This window comes from Planktothrix prolifica NIVA-CYA 540, assembly GCF_963864145.1.
In the GTDB taxonomy this organism is placed as follows: Bacteria; Cyanobacteriota; Cyanobacteriia; order Cyanobacteriales; family Microcoleaceae; genus Planktothrix; species Planktothrix agardhii.
The window spans coordinates 781,158-801,749 of sequence record NZ_CAWLTW010000001.1 but is presented as its reverse complement, the minus strand read 5'-3'; the positions used below and the strand labels follow the sequence as shown (position 1 = coordinate 801,749).

The 20,592-nt window shown below is 40.8% G+C and carries 16 protein-coding genes and 2 tRNA genes; 8 read left to right on the top strand and 10 right to left on the bottom strand.

Going from position 1 to position 20,592, the window contains the following annotated elements; genetic code table 11:
• Positions 1-76 precede the first annotated feature (76 nt).
• Positions 77-469 carry a type II toxin-antitoxin system VapC family toxin gene (locus AC559H_RS03710; protein WP_026793770.1) on the bottom strand — a complete coding sequence of 131 codons (393 nt, stop codon included), beginning with the start codon at positions 467-469 and terminating at the stop codon, positions 77-79.
• A complete protein-coding gene (locus AC559H_RS03705) occupies positions 469-720 on the bottom strand; it encodes a hypothetical protein (protein ID WP_026793769.1) in 252 nt (83 codons plus the stop codon). The genes AC559H_RS03710 and AC559H_RS03705 overlap by 1 nt, the downstream gene beginning before the upstream one ends.
• A gap of 91 nt (positions 721-811) precedes the next feature.
• On the opposite strand from AC559H_RS03705, the gene AC559H_RS03700 reads away from it, so the two are divergent.
• Positions 812-1,462: a Uma2 family endonuclease gene (locus AC559H_RS03700; protein ID WP_026793768.1), complete on the top strand. Its 651-nt coding sequence runs from the start codon at positions 812-814 to the stop codon at positions 1,460-1,462.
• A gap of 285 nt (positions 1,463-1,747) precedes the next feature.
• On the opposite strand, the gene gltB is transcribed toward AC559H_RS03700, so the two are convergent.
• Complete coding sequence (gene gltB / locus AC559H_RS03695; protein ID WP_026793767.1) at positions 1,748-6,346, bottom strand: glutamate synthase large subunit; 4,599 nt, start codon at positions 6,344-6,346, stop codon at positions 1,748-1,750.
• Positions 6,347-6,450: 104 nt separating this feature from the next.
• Between gltB and nqrM the strand changes: the two genes are divergently transcribed.
• Both nqrM and AC559H_RS03685 read left to right on the top strand, forming a co-directional pair.
• Positions 6,451-6,552: a (Na+)-NQR maturation NqrM gene (gene nqrM, locus AC559H_RS03690; protein ID WP_158442060.1), complete on the top strand. Its 102-nt coding sequence runs from the start codon at positions 6,451-6,453 to the stop codon at positions 6,550-6,552.
• A gap of 32 nt (positions 6,553-6,584) precedes the next feature.
• Positions 6,585-6,815 (top strand): type II toxin-antitoxin system HicB family antitoxin, encoded by a 231-nt coding sequence (locus tag AC559H_RS03685; protein WP_026793766.1) that lies wholly within the window; start codon positions 6,585-6,587, stop codon positions 6,813-6,815.
• A gap of 66 nt (positions 6,816-6,881) precedes the next feature.
• Here the strand turns inward: AC559H_RS03685 and AC559H_RS03680 are convergent, their stop codons facing one another.
• Together AC559H_RS03680 and AC559H_RS03675 are read right to left on the bottom strand one after the other, a co-directional pair.
• Positions 6,882-7,016, bottom strand: a complete 135-nt coding sequence (locus AC559H_RS03680; protein ID WP_269147396.1) for a hypothetical protein — start codon at positions 7,014-7,016, stop codon at positions 6,882-6,884.
• An 8-nt stretch (positions 7,017-7,024) separates the two neighbouring features.
• A complete protein-coding gene (locus AC559H_RS03675) occupies positions 7,025-8,818 on the bottom strand; it encodes a pentapeptide repeat-containing protein (RefSeq protein WP_026793765.1) in 1,794 nt (597 codons plus the stop codon).
• A 202-nt stretch (positions 8,819-9,020) separates the two neighbouring features.
• Between AC559H_RS03675 and AC559H_RS03670 the strand changes: the two genes are divergently transcribed.
• From AC559H_RS03670 to AC559H_RS03660, 3 genes are all read left to right on the top strand, one after another.
• Positions 9,021-9,401, top strand: coding sequence for a hypothetical protein (locus AC559H_RS03670; RefSeq protein ID WP_026793764.1), 381 nt, complete (start codon positions 9,021-9,023; stop codon positions 9,399-9,401).
• A 122-nt stretch (positions 9,402-9,523) separates the two neighbouring features.
• Positions 9,524-10,642: a patatin-like phospholipase family protein gene (locus tag AC559H_RS03665; protein WP_026793763.1), complete on the top strand. Its 1,119-nt coding sequence runs from the start codon at positions 9,524-9,526 to the stop codon at positions 10,640-10,642.
• Between the two features lie 269 nt (positions 10,643-10,911).
• Entirely contained in the window at positions 10,912-11,817 is a 906-nt protein-coding gene (locus tag AC559H_RS03660; protein ID WP_148292193.1) for a hypothetical protein, read from the top strand.
• Positions 11,818-11,889: 72 nt separating this feature from the next.
• Here AC559H_RS03660 and AC559H_RS03655 read toward each other — a convergent pair whose 3' ends face one another.
• A complete protein-coding gene (locus AC559H_RS03655) occupies positions 11,890-12,096 on the bottom strand; it encodes a hypothetical protein (RefSeq protein ID WP_026793761.1) in 207 nt (68 codons plus the stop codon).
• A gap of 343 nt (positions 12,097-12,439) precedes the next feature.
• On the opposite strand from AC559H_RS03655, the gene argZ reads away from it, so the two are divergent.
• The gene (gene argZ / locus AC559H_RS03650; RefSeq protein WP_026793760.1) at positions 12,440-14,557 is read left to right on the top strand and encodes a bifunctional arginine dihydrolase/ornithine cyclodeaminase; all 2,118 of its coding nucleotides are present in this window, start codon (positions 12,440-12,442) and stop codon (positions 14,555-14,557) included.
• 79 nt (positions 14,558-14,636) lie between these two features.
• Here argZ and AC559H_RS03645 read toward each other — a convergent pair.
• From AC559H_RS03645 to AC559H_RS03630, 4 genes are all read right to left on the bottom strand, one after another.
• A tRNA-Thr gene (locus AC559H_RS03645) sits at positions 14,637-14,708 on the bottom strand.
• Between the two features lie 68 nt (positions 14,709-14,776).
• Positions 14,777-14,858: transfer RNA gene (locus AC559H_RS03640), tRNA-Tyr, on the bottom strand.
• A 97-nt stretch (positions 14,859-14,955) separates the two neighbouring features.
• On the bottom strand, positions 14,956-16,119 hold the full coding sequence (locus tag AC559H_RS03635; protein ID WP_043937103.1) for a hemolysin family protein: 1,164 nt from the start codon (positions 16,117-16,119) through the stop codon (positions 14,956-14,958).
• 199 nt (positions 16,120-16,318) lie between these two features.
• Positions 16,319-17,608 carry a glucose-1-phosphate adenylyltransferase gene (locus AC559H_RS03630; protein ID WP_026793759.1) on the bottom strand — a complete coding sequence of 430 codons (1,290 nt, stop codon included), beginning with the start codon at positions 17,606-17,608 and terminating at the stop codon, positions 16,319-16,321.
• A gap of 462 nt (positions 17,609-18,070) precedes the next feature.
• Here AC559H_RS03630 and AC559H_RS03625 point away from each other — a divergent pair, with 462 nt between their 5' ends.
• Complete coding sequence (locus AC559H_RS03625) at positions 18,071-20,557, top strand: NACHT domain-containing protein (protein ID WP_158442199.1); 2,487 nt, start codon at positions 18,071-18,073, stop codon at positions 20,555-20,557.
• Positions 20,558-20,592 lie beyond the last annotated feature (35 nt).

Genomic DNA, 20,592 nt, shown 5'->3' with positions numbered 1-20,592 from the left:
AACCGGGTTTCTGCGATAATTTTTCTGTTTCAACCGATATATGGCTTGAGAAACCTGGTTTCTGAGTCTCTCATATTCAATACCAGTCCGCGATCGCAAGTCCTAAAACTCTCGAAAACTCCTTAACATTGTGGGTAACAAGAGTTGCTTGAAGTGAAGCGGCTGTCCCTGCAATCAAAACATCGATCGGGCCGATGGGAGTACCTTGTTGCTCCAATTGAGCGCGAATTGTCGCAGCAGCAACAGCAGAATTGCGATCAAAAGGAACAATGTTAATTCGGTTCAAAAGTTGCTGAAGTTGTTGGGTACGTTTTGCAGGGGAGGTAGATTTAGCAATACCCACTTGCAATTCAAACAGGACGATCGCGGAAATACCAATTTCTTGAGAAGATACATTAGCAAGGTTTTGGGCAATTCTTCCTTGTCCTTTAAAGTAGTAAATTAATGTATTTGTATCCAAAATGTACACTAGAAACTCTCCCGCAAGATGTCTTCCCCCGACTCGGCACGAATATCTTCCAGAGTAGGAAAGTCTTTTTCCCACGTTCCAGCTAGGGAATAAACCAGTTCCGCCCAAGGAGTCGAAGTATCTAATATTGCGATCGATGGGTTGGCATTTAGGTGCTGGGCGCGAATAAATTCCGCAAAAGTGAGAATTTCGCGGGCTTGCTCTTGGGGAAGGCTTTTAACGATCGCGTAGATTTGTTCAATGATAGTCATAATCTGGTTGGTGATCGAGTATGTTTATTCCTATTTAATCTAACTTATTTCATGTTATCATAAAATCACTTGAGAGCAGAAGGAAATGATCATGCAAACCCAAGAAAAATCAGCTATCGAAAAGCAACCCAAAACCGAAAAACGCTATTACACCCCAGAGGAATATCTAGCATTAGAAGAAACTGCGATCGACAAAAGTGAATACCATGATGGGGAGATAGTAACAATGACAGGCGGAACAACCAACCACAACAAACTCGCACTGAATTTTTGCCGCAAATTTCCTTTGACTATAAAGGAGCAAAATTATGAGATATTTATCAATGATGTGCGTCTGTGGATACCCCAAACTCGCCGTTATGTCTATCCCGATATCATGGTAATTCAAGAAGAACCAATCTATCAAGAAAATAACCAAACAGTTGTAACAAATCCTCTGGTAATTATTGAAGTTTTATCCAATTCAACTAAAAACTACGATCGCGGTAATAAATTCTTCTTTTATCGCTCAATCCCTACCTTTAGAGAATACATTTTGATTGACCAATATAGCTATCATATTGAGCAATTTGCTAAAAACTCTAAGAGCAAATGGGAATTAACAGAATATGATTCAGAAGACTCTGTATTAACCCTAGAATCCGTAGAATTTCAAATACCGATAAGAGATATTTACCAACGAATTAATTTTGAGGTTAACGCAGAAGAAGTAAACGAGCTAACCGATGAAATCCAACAATAAGAAACAGGGTTTCTGAATTCCCCACGCGACTATATCTAGTTGTTATAATAGATAGACCTGAGCATTAAAATCGCCAATGTATGACAGCAAAAATAAACATCAGCAACTTGGGTAATTCCTTAGCTTTGCCAATACCCGACTATATTGTAAATTATATCCCCGAACGAGGTCATTTCATTCGCCTCAATAGTGCTCCTAGAAACCGAGTTTCTGCAATAACCTTTGTTTCCCAACCGAGAGATTTGTGGAGAAACCCGGTTTCTGACGAAACCGGGTTTCTAACATTTAACTTCCGCCAACCCGCGCCACATCACGGGAATTAGCTTCAAACGCCGCCGTTAACGCTTCATCCCCAGTTAAACCGGATTTTTCAGCTTCTTTTAAAGCTTCTAAAACCCGCTTATAATCCCGTGGAATCACTTTAACAAATGTCGGAATCATTTCCGTCCAATTTGCCAAAATTTTCAGCGCTTTCTGACTCTTGGTATACTCCGCGTGTTTAGCAATTAATTGGTAAACCTGATTAATTTCTTCCGGGTCTTCCAACTTTTCTAAATCCGCCATAGACGTATTGCAACGGGTAGCAAAATCGCCACTTTCATCGAAGATATAGGCAATACCGCCACTCATCCCCGCCGCAAAGTTACGTCCAGTTGCACCCAGGACAACGACCTTACCTCCGGTCATATATTCACAACCGTGATCTCCCACGCCTTCCACAACAGCATTCACGCCGGAGTTACGCACCCCAAAACGTTCACCCGCTAACCCTCGGATATAGACTTCTCCCAGGGTTGCGCCATATAATGCCACATTGCCGATAATGATATTGTCTTCAGGGATAAAAGTGGAAACCGCCGGAGGATAAATAATAATTTTGCCTCCGCTTAATCCCTTGCCTACATAGTCGTTAGCATCCCCTTCCAATTCTAACGTCACCCCTTGAGGCACAAAAGCCCCAAAACTTTGACCCGCACTGCCTTGGAAATGCAGATGCACCGTATCTTCGGGTAAACCTTGCCAATGGTTTTTGGTGATTTCATTACCTAAAATCGTTCCCACCGCCCGGTTAATATTTTTAATCGGTAAGGTAGCTGTAACCTTCTCACCCTTCTCAATAGCGGGTTTACACAGATCCAGTAACACGGTGATATCCATAGATTTATCTAAACCGTGATCTTGGGGAATTTGACAATAACGGCCGATATCGTCCCCAACTTCCGGTTGATAGAGGATTTTCGAGAGGTCAATACCCTTGGCTTTCCAATGGTCAACGGCTTTCTTTCCTTCCAAAATATCCGTCCGTCCCACCATTTCAGTTAAGGTGCGGAAACCCAACTGGGCCATGATTTCCCGGACTTCCTGGGCGATGAACTTCATGAAGTTAACGGTATACTCAGGATCACCCGAAAAGCTTTCCCGCAGTTGGGGGTTTTGGGTGGCAATACCCACAGGGCAGGTATTCAGGTGGCACACCCGCATCATAATACAACCCAAGGTAACTAACGGGGCAGTTGAAAAGCCGAATTCCTCTGCTCCTAACAACGCCGCAATTACCACATCCCGTCCGGTCTTCATTTGACCATCGGTTTCCACCGCAATCCGCGATCGCAAATTATTCAACACCAGGGTTTGATGGGTTTCTGCTAACCCCAACTCCCAAGGCAGTCCAGCGTGTTTAATCGAAGTTTGGGGAGACGCCCCCGTACCCCCATCAAAACCGGAGATTAATACCACATCGGCATGGGCTTTAGCAACCCCCGCAGCAATCGTTCCCACTCCGACTTCCGAGACTAATTTCACGCTGACCCGCGCTGCCCGATTCGCATTTTTCAAATCGTGGATTAATTCGGCTAAGTCCTCAATAGAATAAATATCGTGGTGAGGAGGAGGGGAAATCAAACCCACGCCGGGGGTAGAATGGCGAACTTTGGCAATAGGCGGATAAACCTTACGTCCGGGGAGTTGTCCCCCTTCTCCGGGTTTTGCGCCTTGTGCCATTTTGATTTGAATTTCCTTAGCTTGGGAAAGGTACAAACTCGTCACCCCAAACCGACCGGAGGCGACTTGCTTAATGGCGCTATTTTTCGAGTCCCCCTGTTCGTTTGTCCAGGTATAACGTTCTGGGTCTTCGCCGCCTTCTCCTGTGTTAGACTTACCACCAATCCGATTCATGGCGATCGCTAAGGTTTCATGGGCTTCCTTAGAAATCGATCCATAACTCATCGCCCCGGTTTTAAAGCGTTTCATAATTGCTTCAATGGGTTCGACTTCTTCTAAAGGAATCGGTTGACGATCTTTGAATTGCAATAAACCGCGCAGGGTGAAATATTTCTGATTTTGTTCATTCACCAACTGGGCGTATTTTTTGAACAATTCATAATCCCCTAGACGCACCGCTTTCTGTAAAGAATGAATCGCCTCCGGGCTTAATAAATGGGCTTCTCCTTCCTTACGCCATTGATATTCCCCACCCACATCTAGGGTATGGGTTTTATCTCCGGGTTGGTTGGGGAAGGCGTGGGTATGGCGGATAATTGCTTCTTTGGCAATAATCTCTAAATCAGCACCTTCAATGCGGGTAGCTGTCCAACTAAAGTATCGATCAATCACCGATTGATTTAAACCAATAGCTTCAAAAATTTGGGCTCCACGATAACTTTGTAAAGTGGAAATACCGATTTTTGAAGCAACTTTAACTACCCCTTTTGTAGCGGCTTTGATGTAGTTTTTACAGGCGGTTTTATAGTCCACACCGACTAATAATCCTTGCTGGATCATATCGTGGATACTTTCAAACGCCATATAGGGATTAATTGCACCACAGCCATAACCGACTAAAAGGGCATAATGATGGACTTCTCGCGGTTCACCGGATTCTAAGATAATTCCCACCCGGGTGCGTGTCCCCTGACGAATTAGATGGTGATGTAAACCCGATACGGCTAATAAAGCCGGGATGGGGGCATTGTTGGAGTCAACACCGCGATCGCTCAAAACCAAGAGGTTCACCCCTGCTTCAATTGCTTGATTAGCCTTGGCAAAAATCCCCTCCATGACCGTTTCCAAGCCTTTTACCCCATCTTTGGGGTTAAACAGAATTGGCAGGGTAACGGATTGAAAACCGTCTTCATTAACAAATTTGAGTTTAGCTAATTCTTCGTTACTCAGAATTGGGCTTTTGAGTTCGATCAGGTGGCAACTTTCCGGTTCGGGTTTTAATAAGTTGCGTTCCGCCCCGATAGTAGTTTCGGCCGAAGTGATAATTTCTTCCCGAATGGAGTCAATGGGGGGGTTTGTTACCTGAGCAAAAAGTTGTTGGAAATAATCATAAAGCAGTTTGGGGCGATCGGACAACACCGCCAAGGGGGTATCAGTTCCCATGGAACCCACGGCTTCTACCCCATCCCGCGCCATTGGGGTTAATAATAGGCGCAGATCCTCGAAGGTATAACCAAAGGCGGTTTGCAGTTGGACTAAATTCTCCTGTAGAGACGCACCATGGCTCGTCTCTACGGGTTCTTTCAGACTCGCCAATTCCACCATATTCTGGTTGATCCAGTCCCGATAGGGCTGTTCCGTAGCGATTTTAGTCTTAATTTCCTCATCCGTAATGATCCGCCCCTGTTCCATATCTACCAGGAACATCCGCCCGGGTTGCAAACGGCCTTTATAGGCGACTCGTTCTGGTTCAATAGGGAGAACTCCGGCCTCCGACGCCATAATTACCAGATCATCCTTAGTCACATAATAGCGGGAGGGTCGTAAACCGTTACGGTCTAGGACAGCCCCCATCATTGTGCCATCGGTAAAGGCAATGGAAGCGGGGCCATCCCAAGGTTCCATTAAACAGGAATGGTATTCATAAAACGCCTTTTTCTCATCACTCATGGACTCGTGGGCCGTCCAAGGTTCGGGGATCATCATCATCACCGCATGGGGAAGCGATCGCCCAGCCAAGACTAACAATTCTAGGGCATTATCAAAAATAGTAGAATCGCTACCATTAATATTAATTACGGGTTGAATTTTTTTCAGATCCTCCCCAAACAATTCCGACTCCAACATCGACTGGCGGGCGGTCATCCAGTTAATATTGCCTCGCAGGGTATTAATTTCGCCGTTATGGGCAATATAACGATAGGGGTGGGAACGTTCCCAACTTGGGAAAGTATTGGTACTGAAGCGAGAGTGAACCAACGCTAAGGCGCTTTCCATATCAGGATCATGGAGTTCGGGGTAATAGTCACCCACCTGTACAGGCATCAGCATCCCTTTATATACCATTGTCCGACAGGAGAGACTCGACGAATACAGATAGGTGTCAACTTGTGTCACCCGGATCTCAGTATGGGCGCGTTTGCGGATCACATACAATTTCCGTTCAAAAGCTAAATCATCAACTAAGCCCGAACCCCGTTGAATAAACACCTGCTGCATGAAGGGTTCACTCATTTTAGCAGTATTTCCCAGGGAAGAATGATCGGTCGGTACGTCCCGCCAACCTAAGACCTGTTGACCTTCATCCGCCGCAATTTTCTCAAATATCCGGCGACCGCTTTCCCTGGCGTTGGTATCGGGGGAAGCGTACATCATCCCAACGCCATACTGACCGGGTGCGGGGAGGGTAATATTCTCCGCCGCTGCCACTTTTTTCAGGAACTTGTGGGGGAGTTGGATCAAAATTCCCGCCCCGTCACCCGTATTAGTTTCCGCACCACAGGCGCCGCGATGGTCGAGGTTGAGCAGGATAGTTAACCCCTGTTCCACAATATCGTGGGACTGTTTACCTTTCATCTGCACAATAAACCCGACCCCACAGGCGTCGTGTTCAAATTGTGGATCGTATAAACCCTGTTTTTCGGGGAATGTGTGAGTATTCATGGCAGTCAATTTAGAGTTATGAATGTAGATACCTAGGGCTTTACTGTCTCCGAGGGCAACGAAGGCCCATTAAGGGAGGGAAAAACCTATTATGTCAGCTTACCTTGGTTCAGGGGAGTTGTGGGGGATTTGGGGAGTTGGGGAAAACAAAAAATTGTTCTGTTTGTTGGGATACATTTGGACTAAATAGAATGATGCCGAGGTAAAATTAGGTAGATTACTAACAAGTTAAAAACTTATGGATAACAATAATAAACAGGTTTACAATTATACAGTGATTCTGCAAAAAGAACCCGAGGTCGGTTATCATGCTTTTTGCCCTATTCTAAAAGGTTGTCATTCTCAAGGAGATTCTTTTGAAGAAGCGATCGATAATATTACAGAAGCGATTGAATTATATATTGAAAGTTTAAAGGCTGTTTTGATTGTCATTCTGAGCTTGCGAAGAATCTCATTGTACTCTAACTGAATCATCAGAGATCCTTCATTCCGCTTCGCTACATTCAGGATGACAATTTTAAAGGTCTTTTGACATTTACTGAATAATTTCTAAACTCCATTCCTCCGATAATTCCTCAGTACGCTGTTCTTCTAAAACCTTGCTTAAAAATGTTAGATAATTTTCCGAAACTTTCTGCGTATTTGAATGATTTTCCCGTAATTTCTGCATAAAAACTCTCAACACACTGACTTACTCAGATCACAATGTTTTAGGTTCATCTGTTCTAAATTTAGGGATCTCAGATCCGCTTCCCATAGAGGTAATCCTGAAAAATCTGCTCCCGTTAAATCCGTGTTAATAAAACACAATAAATTAATTATATTCCCAACAGCATAACCGCATGGGATTTTAATTTCTCGAAGTTTGATTAAAATCAAATTCAACTGTTCAGCAACATCTTCTGAACTTTTATATTGGACTAAAAGTTTTTGAATTAAAGGTTTAACAAGATCCGAAATCTGATAATTTTTAACAGAATTGCTCGCAGTTACCTTGAAAATTGGGTAATTTTGCAATATCAAAAATAATGGACAATAGCGAGGAGTCTTTTTGTCATATTCCAAAGTTAAATCTTGATAAAAATCTTCAATAATTTTTTCTGTTATATAAGCTCTAATTAAATGAGTTTGAGTAAATCCTAAACTTTGTTTTTCAATCAGCGATCGCCTTTGCAAAGATTCTAAATTTTCCATTAATAGGGCTTCAGAAACAGGCGGAAATACATTTTCTACAAGTTGTTTAACAGAAACAGATTGACCCTCAATCGTCAACCAGTACATGATCTTTTGTTCTAATTCCGATAAATGGTTGAATTGCTGATCCAATATTGCTTTTATCCCATTAAAAATTAGATGATTTTCGCTTATAAATTCTGCGATACTATTGTTAAATAAATCTTGAATTGATGTAGCAACCAGTTTTAATAAAAGAGGATTACCCGAATAATCTCTAACCAGTTTTTTATACTCTAAAGAACTTCCTTTAATCTGTTTCAGTTTTAAAATTTCCTCTCCTGCTTGAGAATCTAAACCTTGTAACTTTAAGACTCGCACAGGTAAAAGATTTCCGGCTAAAACAGCAATTTTTTGAGGAGTTTCTCGACTGGTAAGCAAAATACAACTTTGATGGTTAATTTCTCCCAGTTGTTGCAGAAGTTTCCGATAGTCTTCATATCCATTTCGGTAGTGTCCCGTTAACATTTGCTCTTGAAAAACAGCCTCAAATCCATCAAAAATAATTAAAAAGTGATGATTTTGTAAATATTCAATCAAGCGTAAAATTTTGATTTCAATTCTATCAGAAGATTTCAAAGGGGGAGGATTAATTAAACAATGATCAAATATTTCTGTTAGTAATTCAGAACAAGATAAGCCTGTATTAAGATTATAATAGAAAACAAATTCAAACTCTTGCTTAATTTCATGGGTCAGTTTAACGGATAAAGCCGTTTTGCCCATTCCTGCCATCCCGACAATTGCAATTAAGCGACAATGTTCTTCTAAAATCCATTGTTTTAGCGTTGATAGTTCAGTGTTTCTACCATAAAAAAAGGAAACATCAATTGCTGTCTTTAAACCATAACATTTGGGATGATTTATGATTTTTATTGACGCTAATTTTTTAGCTATTACGATCTTTAAACAGGAAGAACAATCATGAGTCGTTAATGGTTTTGATACAATCTCAGACTGAGTAGATCCCTGTTGTGATTGATGGGCGTAGCAGTTAATTACAGAATGTAAGTTGGCTTTAGTAACAGGTTTTCCTAAGATTTGAGAGAGCAATCGCCACAACCGAGAACCCACCACTTTAATATAGTCTGTATCATACTCAAAGGCTTGGGCAATTTGTTGATAGGATTTTCCTTGCCAAGACTCCCGCAACACCAGTTCTTGAGTATCATTCAACCGATGGGGGAGAAGTAGAGGAGTTACAAGGTCTACAACTTCATCACAGTTGATCTCTGGCATGATTGACTACCACCACATTCTCATTTTGTTTGTATTCTATCACCTTTGATCACTTTTTTAACCGTTCTTTATTTATCTTCAGGTTTCTTTACATAAAAGTGATCACCTTTTCTTACTTTCAATCAACAAGTGATCAAGTTAGTCTAAGAACAGAAAGTTAGAAAGCCTAATAACTCAAGGAGAGTTAAGGAGGGATAAGATTATGAATAAGATCTATAGGACAGTTTTAGCTATTTCTTGTGCTTTAACACTAGGAGTTTTAAGTGCGGGTAGAGTATTGGCTGAAACTCAGGTATTTCTAAATGACGTTACAATCGATGGTAAGCATGTAGATCGGTGCATCGCTTCTTATCGTTTTCCTAGTGCTTGTAGTGAAGCTGCTACTAAACTAGCTGCCAATAAATTTTGCGAGAAAATGGGTTATCGATATGCTAGTAAATGGTCTTGGCACAATCGTAGGAATGCAGCCGATGTGGAGTCTGTTTGGAAGTACACTGAAGAATACCGAGATGGTGAGTTATGGAGTGGATGGAAAATAACAGAAGGAAGTTGGTTGTTTGAAACTATAGTTTGTGAGAGATAAACCAGTCAAATCAGTCAATTGTAGGCAAAAATTAATCCCAGTTTTTCTAGGCTATTCAATCAGTTCTAATTTCTATTGTTCATAAATAGCCTCAAATCAATACATATCAAGGAGCAACTAAAATGTTTGAAAAACCTCGCCGAATTCTTTCATTTGATGGTGGTGGTATTCGCGGACTTTTAACCGCAACAATGTTAGAAGCAGTTGAAGACAAGCTGAAAGCAATCAATCCCGATAAACAATTGAGAGAGTATTTTGATATTATTGCTGGCACATCTTCAGGAAGTATTATTGCTCTAGCTGTTGCTCAAGGAAAATCTGCACGAGAAATTAGAAATTTTTTTAAAGGGGACGGTGATAGAATTTTTCCTGATGTTAAATCAAGTTTAATCAATCTGATTAAAAGGTTTGCAGAGCAAGATTTTGATTTGAATCTATTTAATCTCTGCAATCTTTTTGACAAAGACAATAAAGAAATTGATAAAATCATGAGCCAGCCTTTTTATGATGATCAAGGGTTGGAGGAGGTACTCAAAGAAAAGTTTTCTGATCAGTTATTTGGGGAGCTAAAACCTTTAGTGATTGTTCCTAGTTATGATGTCTATAATCGTCAAGCGACAGTGTTTAAAAATCGAGACGACCGTTATAAAAATCTAGCGATTTGGCAAGTATGCAAAGCTTCTTGTTCTGCTCCTACTGTTTTTCCGGCTCATATTATTAACAATGATCAGTTTTTCTATGAACTCAAAAAAGATGCAAAAGAGGCTAAAAATTTAGATAAAAGTTTCAATCTTGATATTCCCAACGAAGGTCTTCCATTTGTTGATGGTGGTTTCGTGGCTAATAATCCTGTACTTTGTGCTATGGCTGAATGTCAGAAAAACTTTAAGACACTTCCCGATTTAGTTGTATCTTTTGGAGCAGGTACAGGATTCAAGCGAATTAGTGTTCAACAATCCCAAGGATGGGGTGCTTTTAATTGGGCTAATTTAACCAGAAGTATACCTTTGATGGATGTATTTACAGATGGCTCCAGTGATGCAACGGATTACATTACCAAACACCTGCTTAAACAAGAAACTGACTATGTAAGATTTCAGCCTATTTTTGTTGAGAAAGATGTAATTACATTTAGTGCGGATCAAAAAAACATGATGGTTTTAGAAGAATCTGTTGATGATTATATTAAAACCAAAGATTATCGAGATCAAGTGCAAAAAGTCGTTGAAGAACTAACGTAATAAATTAGGGTTTTAATAATTCTAATTTAGCCTAACCATGCCACTTAAACTATTAAGATAATTCCCTTTTAATGATCCGAATTCTAAGCCAGAGTTATCAACTAGAGTAGGGAATAAGTTAAAAGGGTTTTATTTGTTGATAGTTAGGGTCAATTCAGCCAGAGGAAAACATCATGAAAGTTTACACTAACAAAGCAGAACTAACCCAAATCGGCTCCCCCAACCTGTGGATAATATTAGGGTTAGGAACCGCTTTATTCCTGATCTCAATGAGTTTTATTTATCCCTTAATAACAAAGGACTCACTATTATTTGTTGGCATCTTTGCTCTTCTTGTTGTCTCAATTGTAATGATTGTCATTTATATCGCTTGGGCGGCTATTCTTAATCTCAAGAAAACTCAGATAACTGATCAAATTAATCGTCAACTAGCCGGAGATTTTATTAGTAATCCTGACAACTATTGGTATCGCTGGGAATACACCGAACGAGATCGAAAATGGATTGCATCTCATCTTTTTTTAGAAGGACTTGGGATATTATTATTATGGTCTCCCTTTATAGCAATTGTTATTCTAATCATTGAAATTATAAACGGGAGAAAATTTAATTATAATCCGACGGGGAATTGGCTTCAATATCTGATTCACTTACTAGGAGTAGAACTTGGTATTGGCTTCGGAATCGGATTAGTCTGTTTTATACGTGGGATTTTTCAATCAGCCAAACGCAGCAACAATATTTGTGATGTTTATATTGGTGAAAATGGGTTTTATGCGGATGGTGAATATTGGTGCTGGGAAGGAACACCCTATCATTTATATGGCATCAATTTATCAAAACGAGTCTTAAAGTTTGAATTATTTTATCAATTGCTAGTACAAGAATCCGAACAAGATAAAGATTTTGTTCTGAACACTCGTTTATTTGCAGATGAACCCACTGGGGAGATCACTCGCTCTATTTTTGTTCCTCTTGGTCAAGAACAAGCTGCTGATCAAATAGTAAAAGAATTAACGAAAAAATGTATTCCAAACCCAATAAAGGGCAGGTATTCTAATAGTGACTATTATGGCGATAGTTACTACAGTGATAGTGATTCAGGTGATTCTGGGGATAGTTGTTCCTGGGGTGATTCAGGTGATTCTGGAGATAGTTGTTCTAGCGATGATTAGTCTTTTAGGGATAAAGCCCTGAAGGGCTTACTACGGGTTTACCAAATTAAGGTTAAATTAAGAGGAGTAGATTTAGGGAAAATAGTGTCGCTGAGTCATTGTCATCACAACGTTAACCGTAAGTTCAGGGAGATCACCCAAAGTGGGCAAAATATCTAAACCTGAACAAACTAGGGGTAATTCATCGCCACAAAAACCTACTTGCTGTTTAGCATCCAATAACGCCTGGGCTAAGGCTTGTACATCTTCATCAGGACGCTTAATAATATGGTTTTCCAAACCGTAGTAAGCCCTTCAGGGCTTTCTTAGAGAGTCCTAAAGGACTCACTACAAAATTGTTTACACCAGTTACTTTGGCAATTAGCCTTGCAACTATAGCAAGTTGTTGATGCGATCGCTACTTTTTTAAGTGAGAAGACCAAACAATACCTTGATCACCCTTCGACCCAATGTTATGAAAATATGACATTGAATCGAAAGGCGTCCACATTCGGATGATATAATTAAAAGTTGGCTTTTTATAGAACTAACTCCCCCTTCAGCAACCGCTTAAGTGGGGTTTTGTAGTGACTCAAATCTCCTATCAGTAGAAAACCGTAGCGTCTACCCTATTGTACCTAAAATGACAGAATCAATTCGCTTTCTGATGTGTTCTCCAGACCACTATGATGTGGACTATGTGATCAATCCTTGGATGGAGGGAAACATCCACAAATCCTCCTTTGACAAGGCTAGAGAACAATGGCAAAGTTTGTACCATCTGATCAAAGATCACGCCATTGTTGACTTAGTAACCCCCGCCAAAGGTTGGCCGGATATGGTATTTACCGCCAACGCCGGGTTAGTTCTCGATAAAACCGTCGTTCTTAGTCGTTTTTATCATAAAGAACGCCAAGGAGAAGAACCCTATTTCAAAACCTGGTTTGAAAGTCAAGGATTTACTGTTCACGAACTTCCTAAAGACCTCCCCTTTGAAGGCGCTGGAGATGCCCTATTTGACAGGGAAGGGCGCTATTTATGGGCGGGATATGGATTTCGATCTGAACTCGATTCTCACCCCCTAATTGCCGAATGGCTCGATATTGAAGTTCTATCCCTGCGGTTAATGGATGAACGTTTTTATCATTTGGATACCTGTTTTTGTCCCCTAAAAGGCGGGTATTTAATGTATTATCCTCCCGCCTTTGATTCCTATTCAAATCGCTTAATAGAACTGCGAATTCCTCCCGAAAAACGGATTATTGTTGAGGAACCCGACGCCGTTAACTTTGCTTGTAACACCGTCAATATTAATCAGATGGTGATTATGAACAAAGCCAGTGAAAACCTCAAAGCTAGAATCGAAGAAGCAGGTTTTACTGTCTTAGAAACTCCCCTAACTGAGTTTTTAAAAGCCGGGGGAGCAGCCAAATGTTTAACCCTGCGGGTCACTGAACCTGTGATTGTTGATCGTCATGCGGTGGTTAAAGTCGAAAGCCACACCGTCCTGATGGAAGGACATCTATTAGACGCCGGGTTAATTAACCGCGCCCTAGATTTGATCGTCGAAGGCGGTGGTAGTTTCAAAGTCCTTAACTTTAATTTAGGGGAACAACGCCAAAGCACCTCGAAAGCCGAAATTAAAATTTCCGCCCCCTCCCATGAGGTGATGGAAGAAATTATTAGCCAATTAATTGATATTGGCGTGGTGTCCTTAGAAGATGACCAACGGGACGCCCGCTTACAACCCGTCGAACAAGATGGCGTTGGCCCCGATGATTTCTACGTCTCCACCATTTACCCCACGGAAGTTCGGGTTGATGGCCAATGGTTGACGGTTCAACATCAACGCATGGACGGCGCGATCGCGATTTTTGAAACCCCCAACGGTCTTGTCGCCCAATGTAAAATTCTGCGGGACTTAAAGGTCGGAGAACGGGTTGTTGTGGATGTGGCTGGTCTTCGCACCATCCGCAAAACCGAATCCAGGGAAGCCCGGAATGCACCCCAGGAATTCAGCTTTATGTCGGCTGGGGTGTCCAGTGAACGCCGGGTGGAATTAATTGTGGAACAGGTCGCCTGGGAACTGCGCCAAATTCGCGATCGCGGCGGGAAAGTGGTGGTGACGGCTGGCCCGGTGGTGATCCATACCGGAGGGGCGCAACATTTATCCCATCTGATCCGTGAAGGCTATGTGCAGGCGTTATTAGGGGGAAATGCGATCGCGGTTCACGATATGGAACAATCGATTATGGGAACCTCCCTTGGTGTCGATATGAAACAAGGCATCGCTGTTAAAGGAGGGCATCGACATCACCTTAAAGTGATCAACAGTGTTCGCCGTTATGGGAGTATTGCCACTGCCGTTGAAAATGGCTTGGTTAAGAGTGGGGTAATGTACGAATGTGTGAAAAATAATATTCCCTTCTCCTTAGCGGGTTCGATTCGAGATGATGGCCCGTTACCGGATACCCAAATGGACTTAATTAAGGCCCAAGAAGATTATGCCGAACTTTTGCAGGGCGCGGATATGATTCTGATGCTGTCCTCGATGCTGCATTCGATTGGGGTGGGGAATATGACGCCTTCGGGAGTTAAGATGGTCTGTGTGGATATTAACCCGGCCGTTGTGACCAAACTGAGCGATCGCGGTTCTGTGGAGTCCATTGGCGTTGTCACCGACGTGGGACTATTCCTAAGTTTATTAGTCAATCAATTGGATAAATTAACCAGTCGTTACGGGGTCGTACAAGTCGGTTAATTTCATTTTGAATTAACGAAAAGTGATCACATTCAAAATTTTTGAATGTGATCCTTTCTGTTATAATCAAAAAAAATAAAGCCCGTGACGAGGATTGAACTCGTGACCTCTTCCTTACCAAGGAAGTGCTCTACCACTGAGCTACACGGGCAAAAAAAATTAATAACAAAAAACTAAAATATTATAGCTTCTAATCTTTAATTTTTTTAATTTTAGAGGTGGGCCGAGCTGGATTTGAACCAGCGTAGGCGTAGCCAGCGGATTTACAGTCCGCCCCCATTAACCGCTCGGGCATCGACCCATTTATTCAACAATTTTATATAGTAGCACGATCTCAGAAAATGTCAATGGTTTTGGCAAAAAACTTTTTTAGTCTAGGGTAAAGGGGGCTGATAACCCTAGCGTTCAGGGAGTTTACGGACTTTTTTGGTTGGGCGGGTTGGACGGGAAGAACGGGTGCGAGGCCGGCCTGTCGTGAGTTTATCAAGCGGTTGGGTGCGGCTGGGAAAATCGCTCTCATCGTAAATTTCCCCGACTAACTCCTCCAAAATATCCTCCAGGGTTACTAGCCCAACGGTTCCCCCATATTCATCCACCACAATTGCCAGATGTAAGCGTTGTTGCAGCATTTCCTTGAGTAAATCCCCAACCCGTTTAGTTTCGGGGACATAAACCGGAGGACTCATGGCTTCGGTGACAGAAATGTTGTCCCGTTCCTCATCGTGGGCATGGGCTAATTGTAACGCCCGTTTCAAATGGACAATCCCGACAATTTGATCCTTTGATTCTCCCTGCACTGGAATCCGAGAATATCCCGTTTCTAGGCATAACTCAATCACTTCTGGTAAGGTAGCTTGATGGGAAATAGTTCGCATCTCAATTCGCGGTTTAACCACCTCTCGGGCGATTAAATAATCCATCATCAAGGCTTTATTCAAGAGTTGATGTTTTTGCCAATCTAACTGACCCCGACCCCCTAAAATTTCGATCATCAATCGCAAATCCTGTACCGATAATCCCTGCTGAACCCCCCCCGGACTAAACATCCGAATAATCCCTTGGGTAATACTTTCTAACAGGACAATCACTGGCGAGAGGACAATAGATAACAAATAAATCGGCCGAACCGTAGCTTTAAAAATGGGTAAAATGTTGTTAATAGCAAAGGATTTCGGGGTAATTTCCCCAAAAATTAATACTAGAAAAGTCACAACACCCGTAGCTACCCCAATCCCCGCATTACCTAGCCAAATCGCAAATAAATTACTGGTGAGAATCGCCGAGAAATTATTTACCAGGTTGTTTCCGACTAACAAGGTGGTGATAAATCTGGCCCGCTTTTCTAAAACTAGGGTATACATCCGGTTGGGGTCGCCCTGTTCTTTAATTAAAGCTCGTAATTTTAAGTTATCGAGGGCGGTAATGGCGGTTTCGGAACCGGAGAACAAGGCTGATAGAATCAGCATAAATACCAGCGCTAGAATATCTAGCCCGATATTTCCCAATAAAGGTACGCTTGCAGAAACAGCAAATAGAGATTCTGAGGGAAAGGTTCCGAACATCAACGGGATAAAGTTATCTGAAAAAACTGTTTTGATTGTAGCCGATGGGGTTTAATATAGCAGGGAACAGGGAATGGGTAATGGGTAATGGGTAATGGGTAATAGGTAATAGGTAATCTGCTGTGCTATACAATAAAAGACTTCCTGGGAGTAGGAAGTCCTATAAATAAATAGATTGGGTTTTGGTGTCAGACCCAGATTAAATAACGGTATAATCGGAAATTACCGCATTTTTCAGGATCACAACAATACCACTGCGGATATAAAATCCTAAATCTTCCCTTTCCGCTTCTTGGATATCCTCTTTATTGATAATTTGGACATTGCGACCAATGCGAGCATTTTTATCAACAATAGCCTTACGAATTACGGTATTGGAACCAATACCCAGTGAAACTTCACCTTCTCGTAAACCCGAAGAACGTTCTGAGAATGCTTGATAAAAGTCGGAACCCATGAGTAGGGTATCTTCAATCACGCATCCAGCTTCCACCCGGGAACGTAACCCCAAAACAGAATGATCAATCCGACATTCTTTCAGGATACAACCTTCAGCAATAATAGACTCCGTAATCCGACAATCTAGGATTTTCGTAGGGGGTAAGTGACGAGAACGGGTATAAATCGGAGATTCTTCGTCGTAGAAACTGAAGTTGGGGTGGGGTTGTTGTGTTAAACCCAGATTGGCATGATAAAACGCTTCGATGGTTCCAATATCTTCCCAATAGTCTTTAAATAAAAAGGCTTGAACGTTTAAATTGGCCGATGCGTTGGGAATTACTTCTTTCCCGAAATCAGTTTCCTGGGGATTTTCATCTAATAGCTTAATCAAGGTGTCTTTGTTAAAGACATAAATCCCCATAGAAGCAATATAAGGATTTTCTTTAGCCTGTTCGGGAGATAAACCTAACGTCGAGGTATCCACCTGCATTTCTTTGAGGGCGTCCCCTTTGGGTTTTTCGCTAAAACTCACCACCCGTCCAGAGTCATCAAGTTTCATTAAGCCAAAATCCGAAGCCCGTTTTTCGTCAATGGGCAATACCGAAAGGGTAATATCCGCTTTGGTGTCTAAATGACGTTGGACAAATTCCCGATAGTCCATGCGATAGAGATGGTCACCGGATAAAATCAGAAATTGGTCAACGTCCCATTCCTTCAGCAGCCACAAATACTGACGCACCGCATCCGCCGTACCCTGGAACCAATTGGGGTTTTGGGTGGTCTGTTGGGCGGCTAGGACTTCTGCAAAGCTATCATCAAAGCCAGAGAAGTTGTAGGCGCGAGCAATATGGCGGTTTAAGGATGCTGAGTTAAACTGGGTTAAAACGTAGATTTTGAGAATTTCTGAGTTAATACAGTTACTAATGGGGATGTCGATTAACCGATATTTCCCGGCGATGGGAACCGCAGGCTTGGCCCGCATTTTGGTTAAAGGATACAGGCGGCTACCCGCACCGCCACCGAGAATGATTGCTAAAACTCGTTTCACAAAAAGTTACCTCTCAACTGCCAATAGTCTTCCCAAGTCCAGTGTCCGACTGTACGGTACTCTTGACAAGGGGGGAGAGGCAAAACCGACATTAAGTTTGGGTTTGGGTTAAGTTAAGAGGAAGGGAAATGGCCAAAGAATTGTTAAAAGGTTATTGAATTTTAAGGGTTGAAAATTTTTTAGCTGTTTATAACTTGATAATTCTTTATATTTTTTTACCGGATTAGTCGGGGATTGTTTTGTTAATTTCAGGTTATACGAGAATAAACACGATCAATTTTGATTAAAGATAGAGGATTTATGATGTACCCATATTGGCATAAGGTTTCTCAGGCGATTAAAGTGGCTGTGGTCGGGGTTTCTTTACCTTTATTGTTGTCGAGTGCAGCGTTCGCGCAACAGAATGTTAAGCAAGAAGCTATTCAGGTCGATCCCAAAATTCAAGAGCCGATTGAGATGTTGATGGATGATAATCCAGATAATGATCAAGAAGCTATTGAAGAACTTAAAAAAAATCCTGATATTGTAGATGTATTGATTCGAGAGTTTAACAATAATAAAAATTCTTTTGAAGCTCGATCAGCTATTGTGCAGGCGTTAGGAGAAGTAGATCGTAAATCAGAGAAAGCTGTTGATCAGTTAATTAAAATTATAGAAGACCAACAAGAAGATGATAAAATTCGTATTTCAGCCACTAGATCTTTAGTAACCATAGGAAAAGTCGCTCAAAAAGCAGTTGATTCATTGATAAATCAAGGATTAAATTCTAGAAACACAGTTTCCTTTAGAGGATCGTCTTTATATCGTTTAGCTAATGGAATTTCAATTGAAAATTTAACGCTTAATGAGGAAAAAATTGATAAAATTTTTCCTCTATTGAATCATGAAAATTATATAATTTATTTTGAAGCAACCCATATTATTACAGAAGCAGTAAAAAGAAATAATTCTCCAGATTTAGTTCCCAAGCTCAAAAAAATTGCTCAAGATAAAAATAAACCTTGGAAAACTCGAATAGGTGTGGCACAAGCGCTTGGATCTAGTGGTTATGATGTTAAATTATCGATGGAAGTTTTAACAAAGTCTCTTCAATATAAAACTCAAAGTCCCGCAATCCAAAGATTTGCTATTGAATCTATAGAAAGCATAGCTGATGAATTGCAAAAATTAGCCTATACAATTGCCAACAAAGAAGATCAGAAAAAAGATTGGCTTGAAGGATTGAATTTAGCAGTAAAAACACTAGAAGAAAATAATTTTACTAAATCGGATAGTGATAAAATTGAAACCACAAAAAAATCTTTAAATAATGCAATTCAATCGATTCCAAAGCCAGCAAATCCTTTCGTGATCTGGCTGACTGAAAACAAAAACCTGTCGATCCCTGTATTTTTATTCGGCTTTTGGCTTTTTCTGCTTTTTTTATTACTCCGTGTCAAACCATTATCTTTATTATGGTTGCACATATTTTTACAAAAAACTGATTTATCTTTAGAATTTATCGGGATCAATTTTAAGACTGCTACATTGAGAATATTATTGTTTGACTTACAATATCATCCCAGGGTACTAGATGATTGGGTGAAAACGAATCTGGAAACAGCACGCCGTCAGTTTGAAAATAAGCAGACCGTTAAAGATAGAAAAATTTATGTTCCTACTATTCCTGTAATTTTGAATGGTGATTCGATTCCTGAACTCACCCCTAAAGATTTACAATATAAGTTTAGTGAATCAAGAGAAACTTTACTAATTTGGGGAGAAGGAGGTTCTGGAAAAACAACTTTAGCCTGTCAGTTAGCAAGGTGGGCAATGGCAGATAATCCAGAGCAGCGTCTTTGCCAAAATCATCGAATGTTACCAGTTTTAATTGATCAAGAACTGAGTGAAGAAGTTACAAATGGACAACAGGTTTTAATTCAAGCTATTCATGGGCAACTGCGGGACTTAATTGAGGCAATAATGCCTATATCCGAGGAATTCGTTGAACATTTATTAAGGCAAAGACGGCTTCTGGTGATTGTTGATGGCTATTCTGAAATGCGTCCAGCAACTCGCAACAAAATTAAACCAGAATTACCTAATTTTTTAGTGAATGCTTTGATTGTTACCTCACGGAGAAAAGAATCTTTAGGAGGTGTGAATCAAACTATTATTCAAATGATGCGGGTTCACAGTAGTAAACTGGCAGAGTTTTTACAAGCTTATGTTAATAAAAAAGGAAAACAAGATTTATTCAAAACAGATGAAGCACTTTTTCAAGCCTGTATAAAACTTTCTCAGCTTGTGGGTGAGCGAGATATTACCGTTTTATTAGCTAAACTCTATGCCGATCAACTGATTGCGGCTGAAGCGGATCAGATGACTCAAAATTTACCTGATAATATTCCTGATTTGATGTTATCTTACTTAAATCAACTCAATTATCAACTGATTGAAAAAGAGCTAGAAAATCATTTAGAAAATCTGATTGTTCATCGGGTGACTAAAGTTATAGCATGGGAATGTCTAAAACAAACTTATCGGCCTACCACTGTCTCTCTTGAGATCATATTAAAAGTATTAGGTGAACAATGGGGTGAAGATCAGGCAAAAACTCACCTTAAATACTTAGAAAACTCTCTGCATATTGTTGAAATCCTCAAACCGAGTGAAGATCAAATTCGTTTTTCTCTTGATCCTTTAGCAGAATTTTTAGCAGGTTTATATTTAGTTGATCTTTATAAGGACAATGAGAAATTATGGACGGAATTTCTGGCGCAAGCGGATCATCAACCCGGTGCGCCAGAAAGTATCAAAGGATTCTTACAGGCTGTGCAAGATTGCTGCCAAAAGAAAAAGGATATAGTACCTAAAATGATATTAGAAGAACTCTCTCAAAGAATTATCGATTGCGATTATTCGGAAAAGAGTACCGACAATACCACTTATCAAGAGGGAGGAGATTAAGGCTTAGGAATGAAAATTCAATAACTTGAGTATTG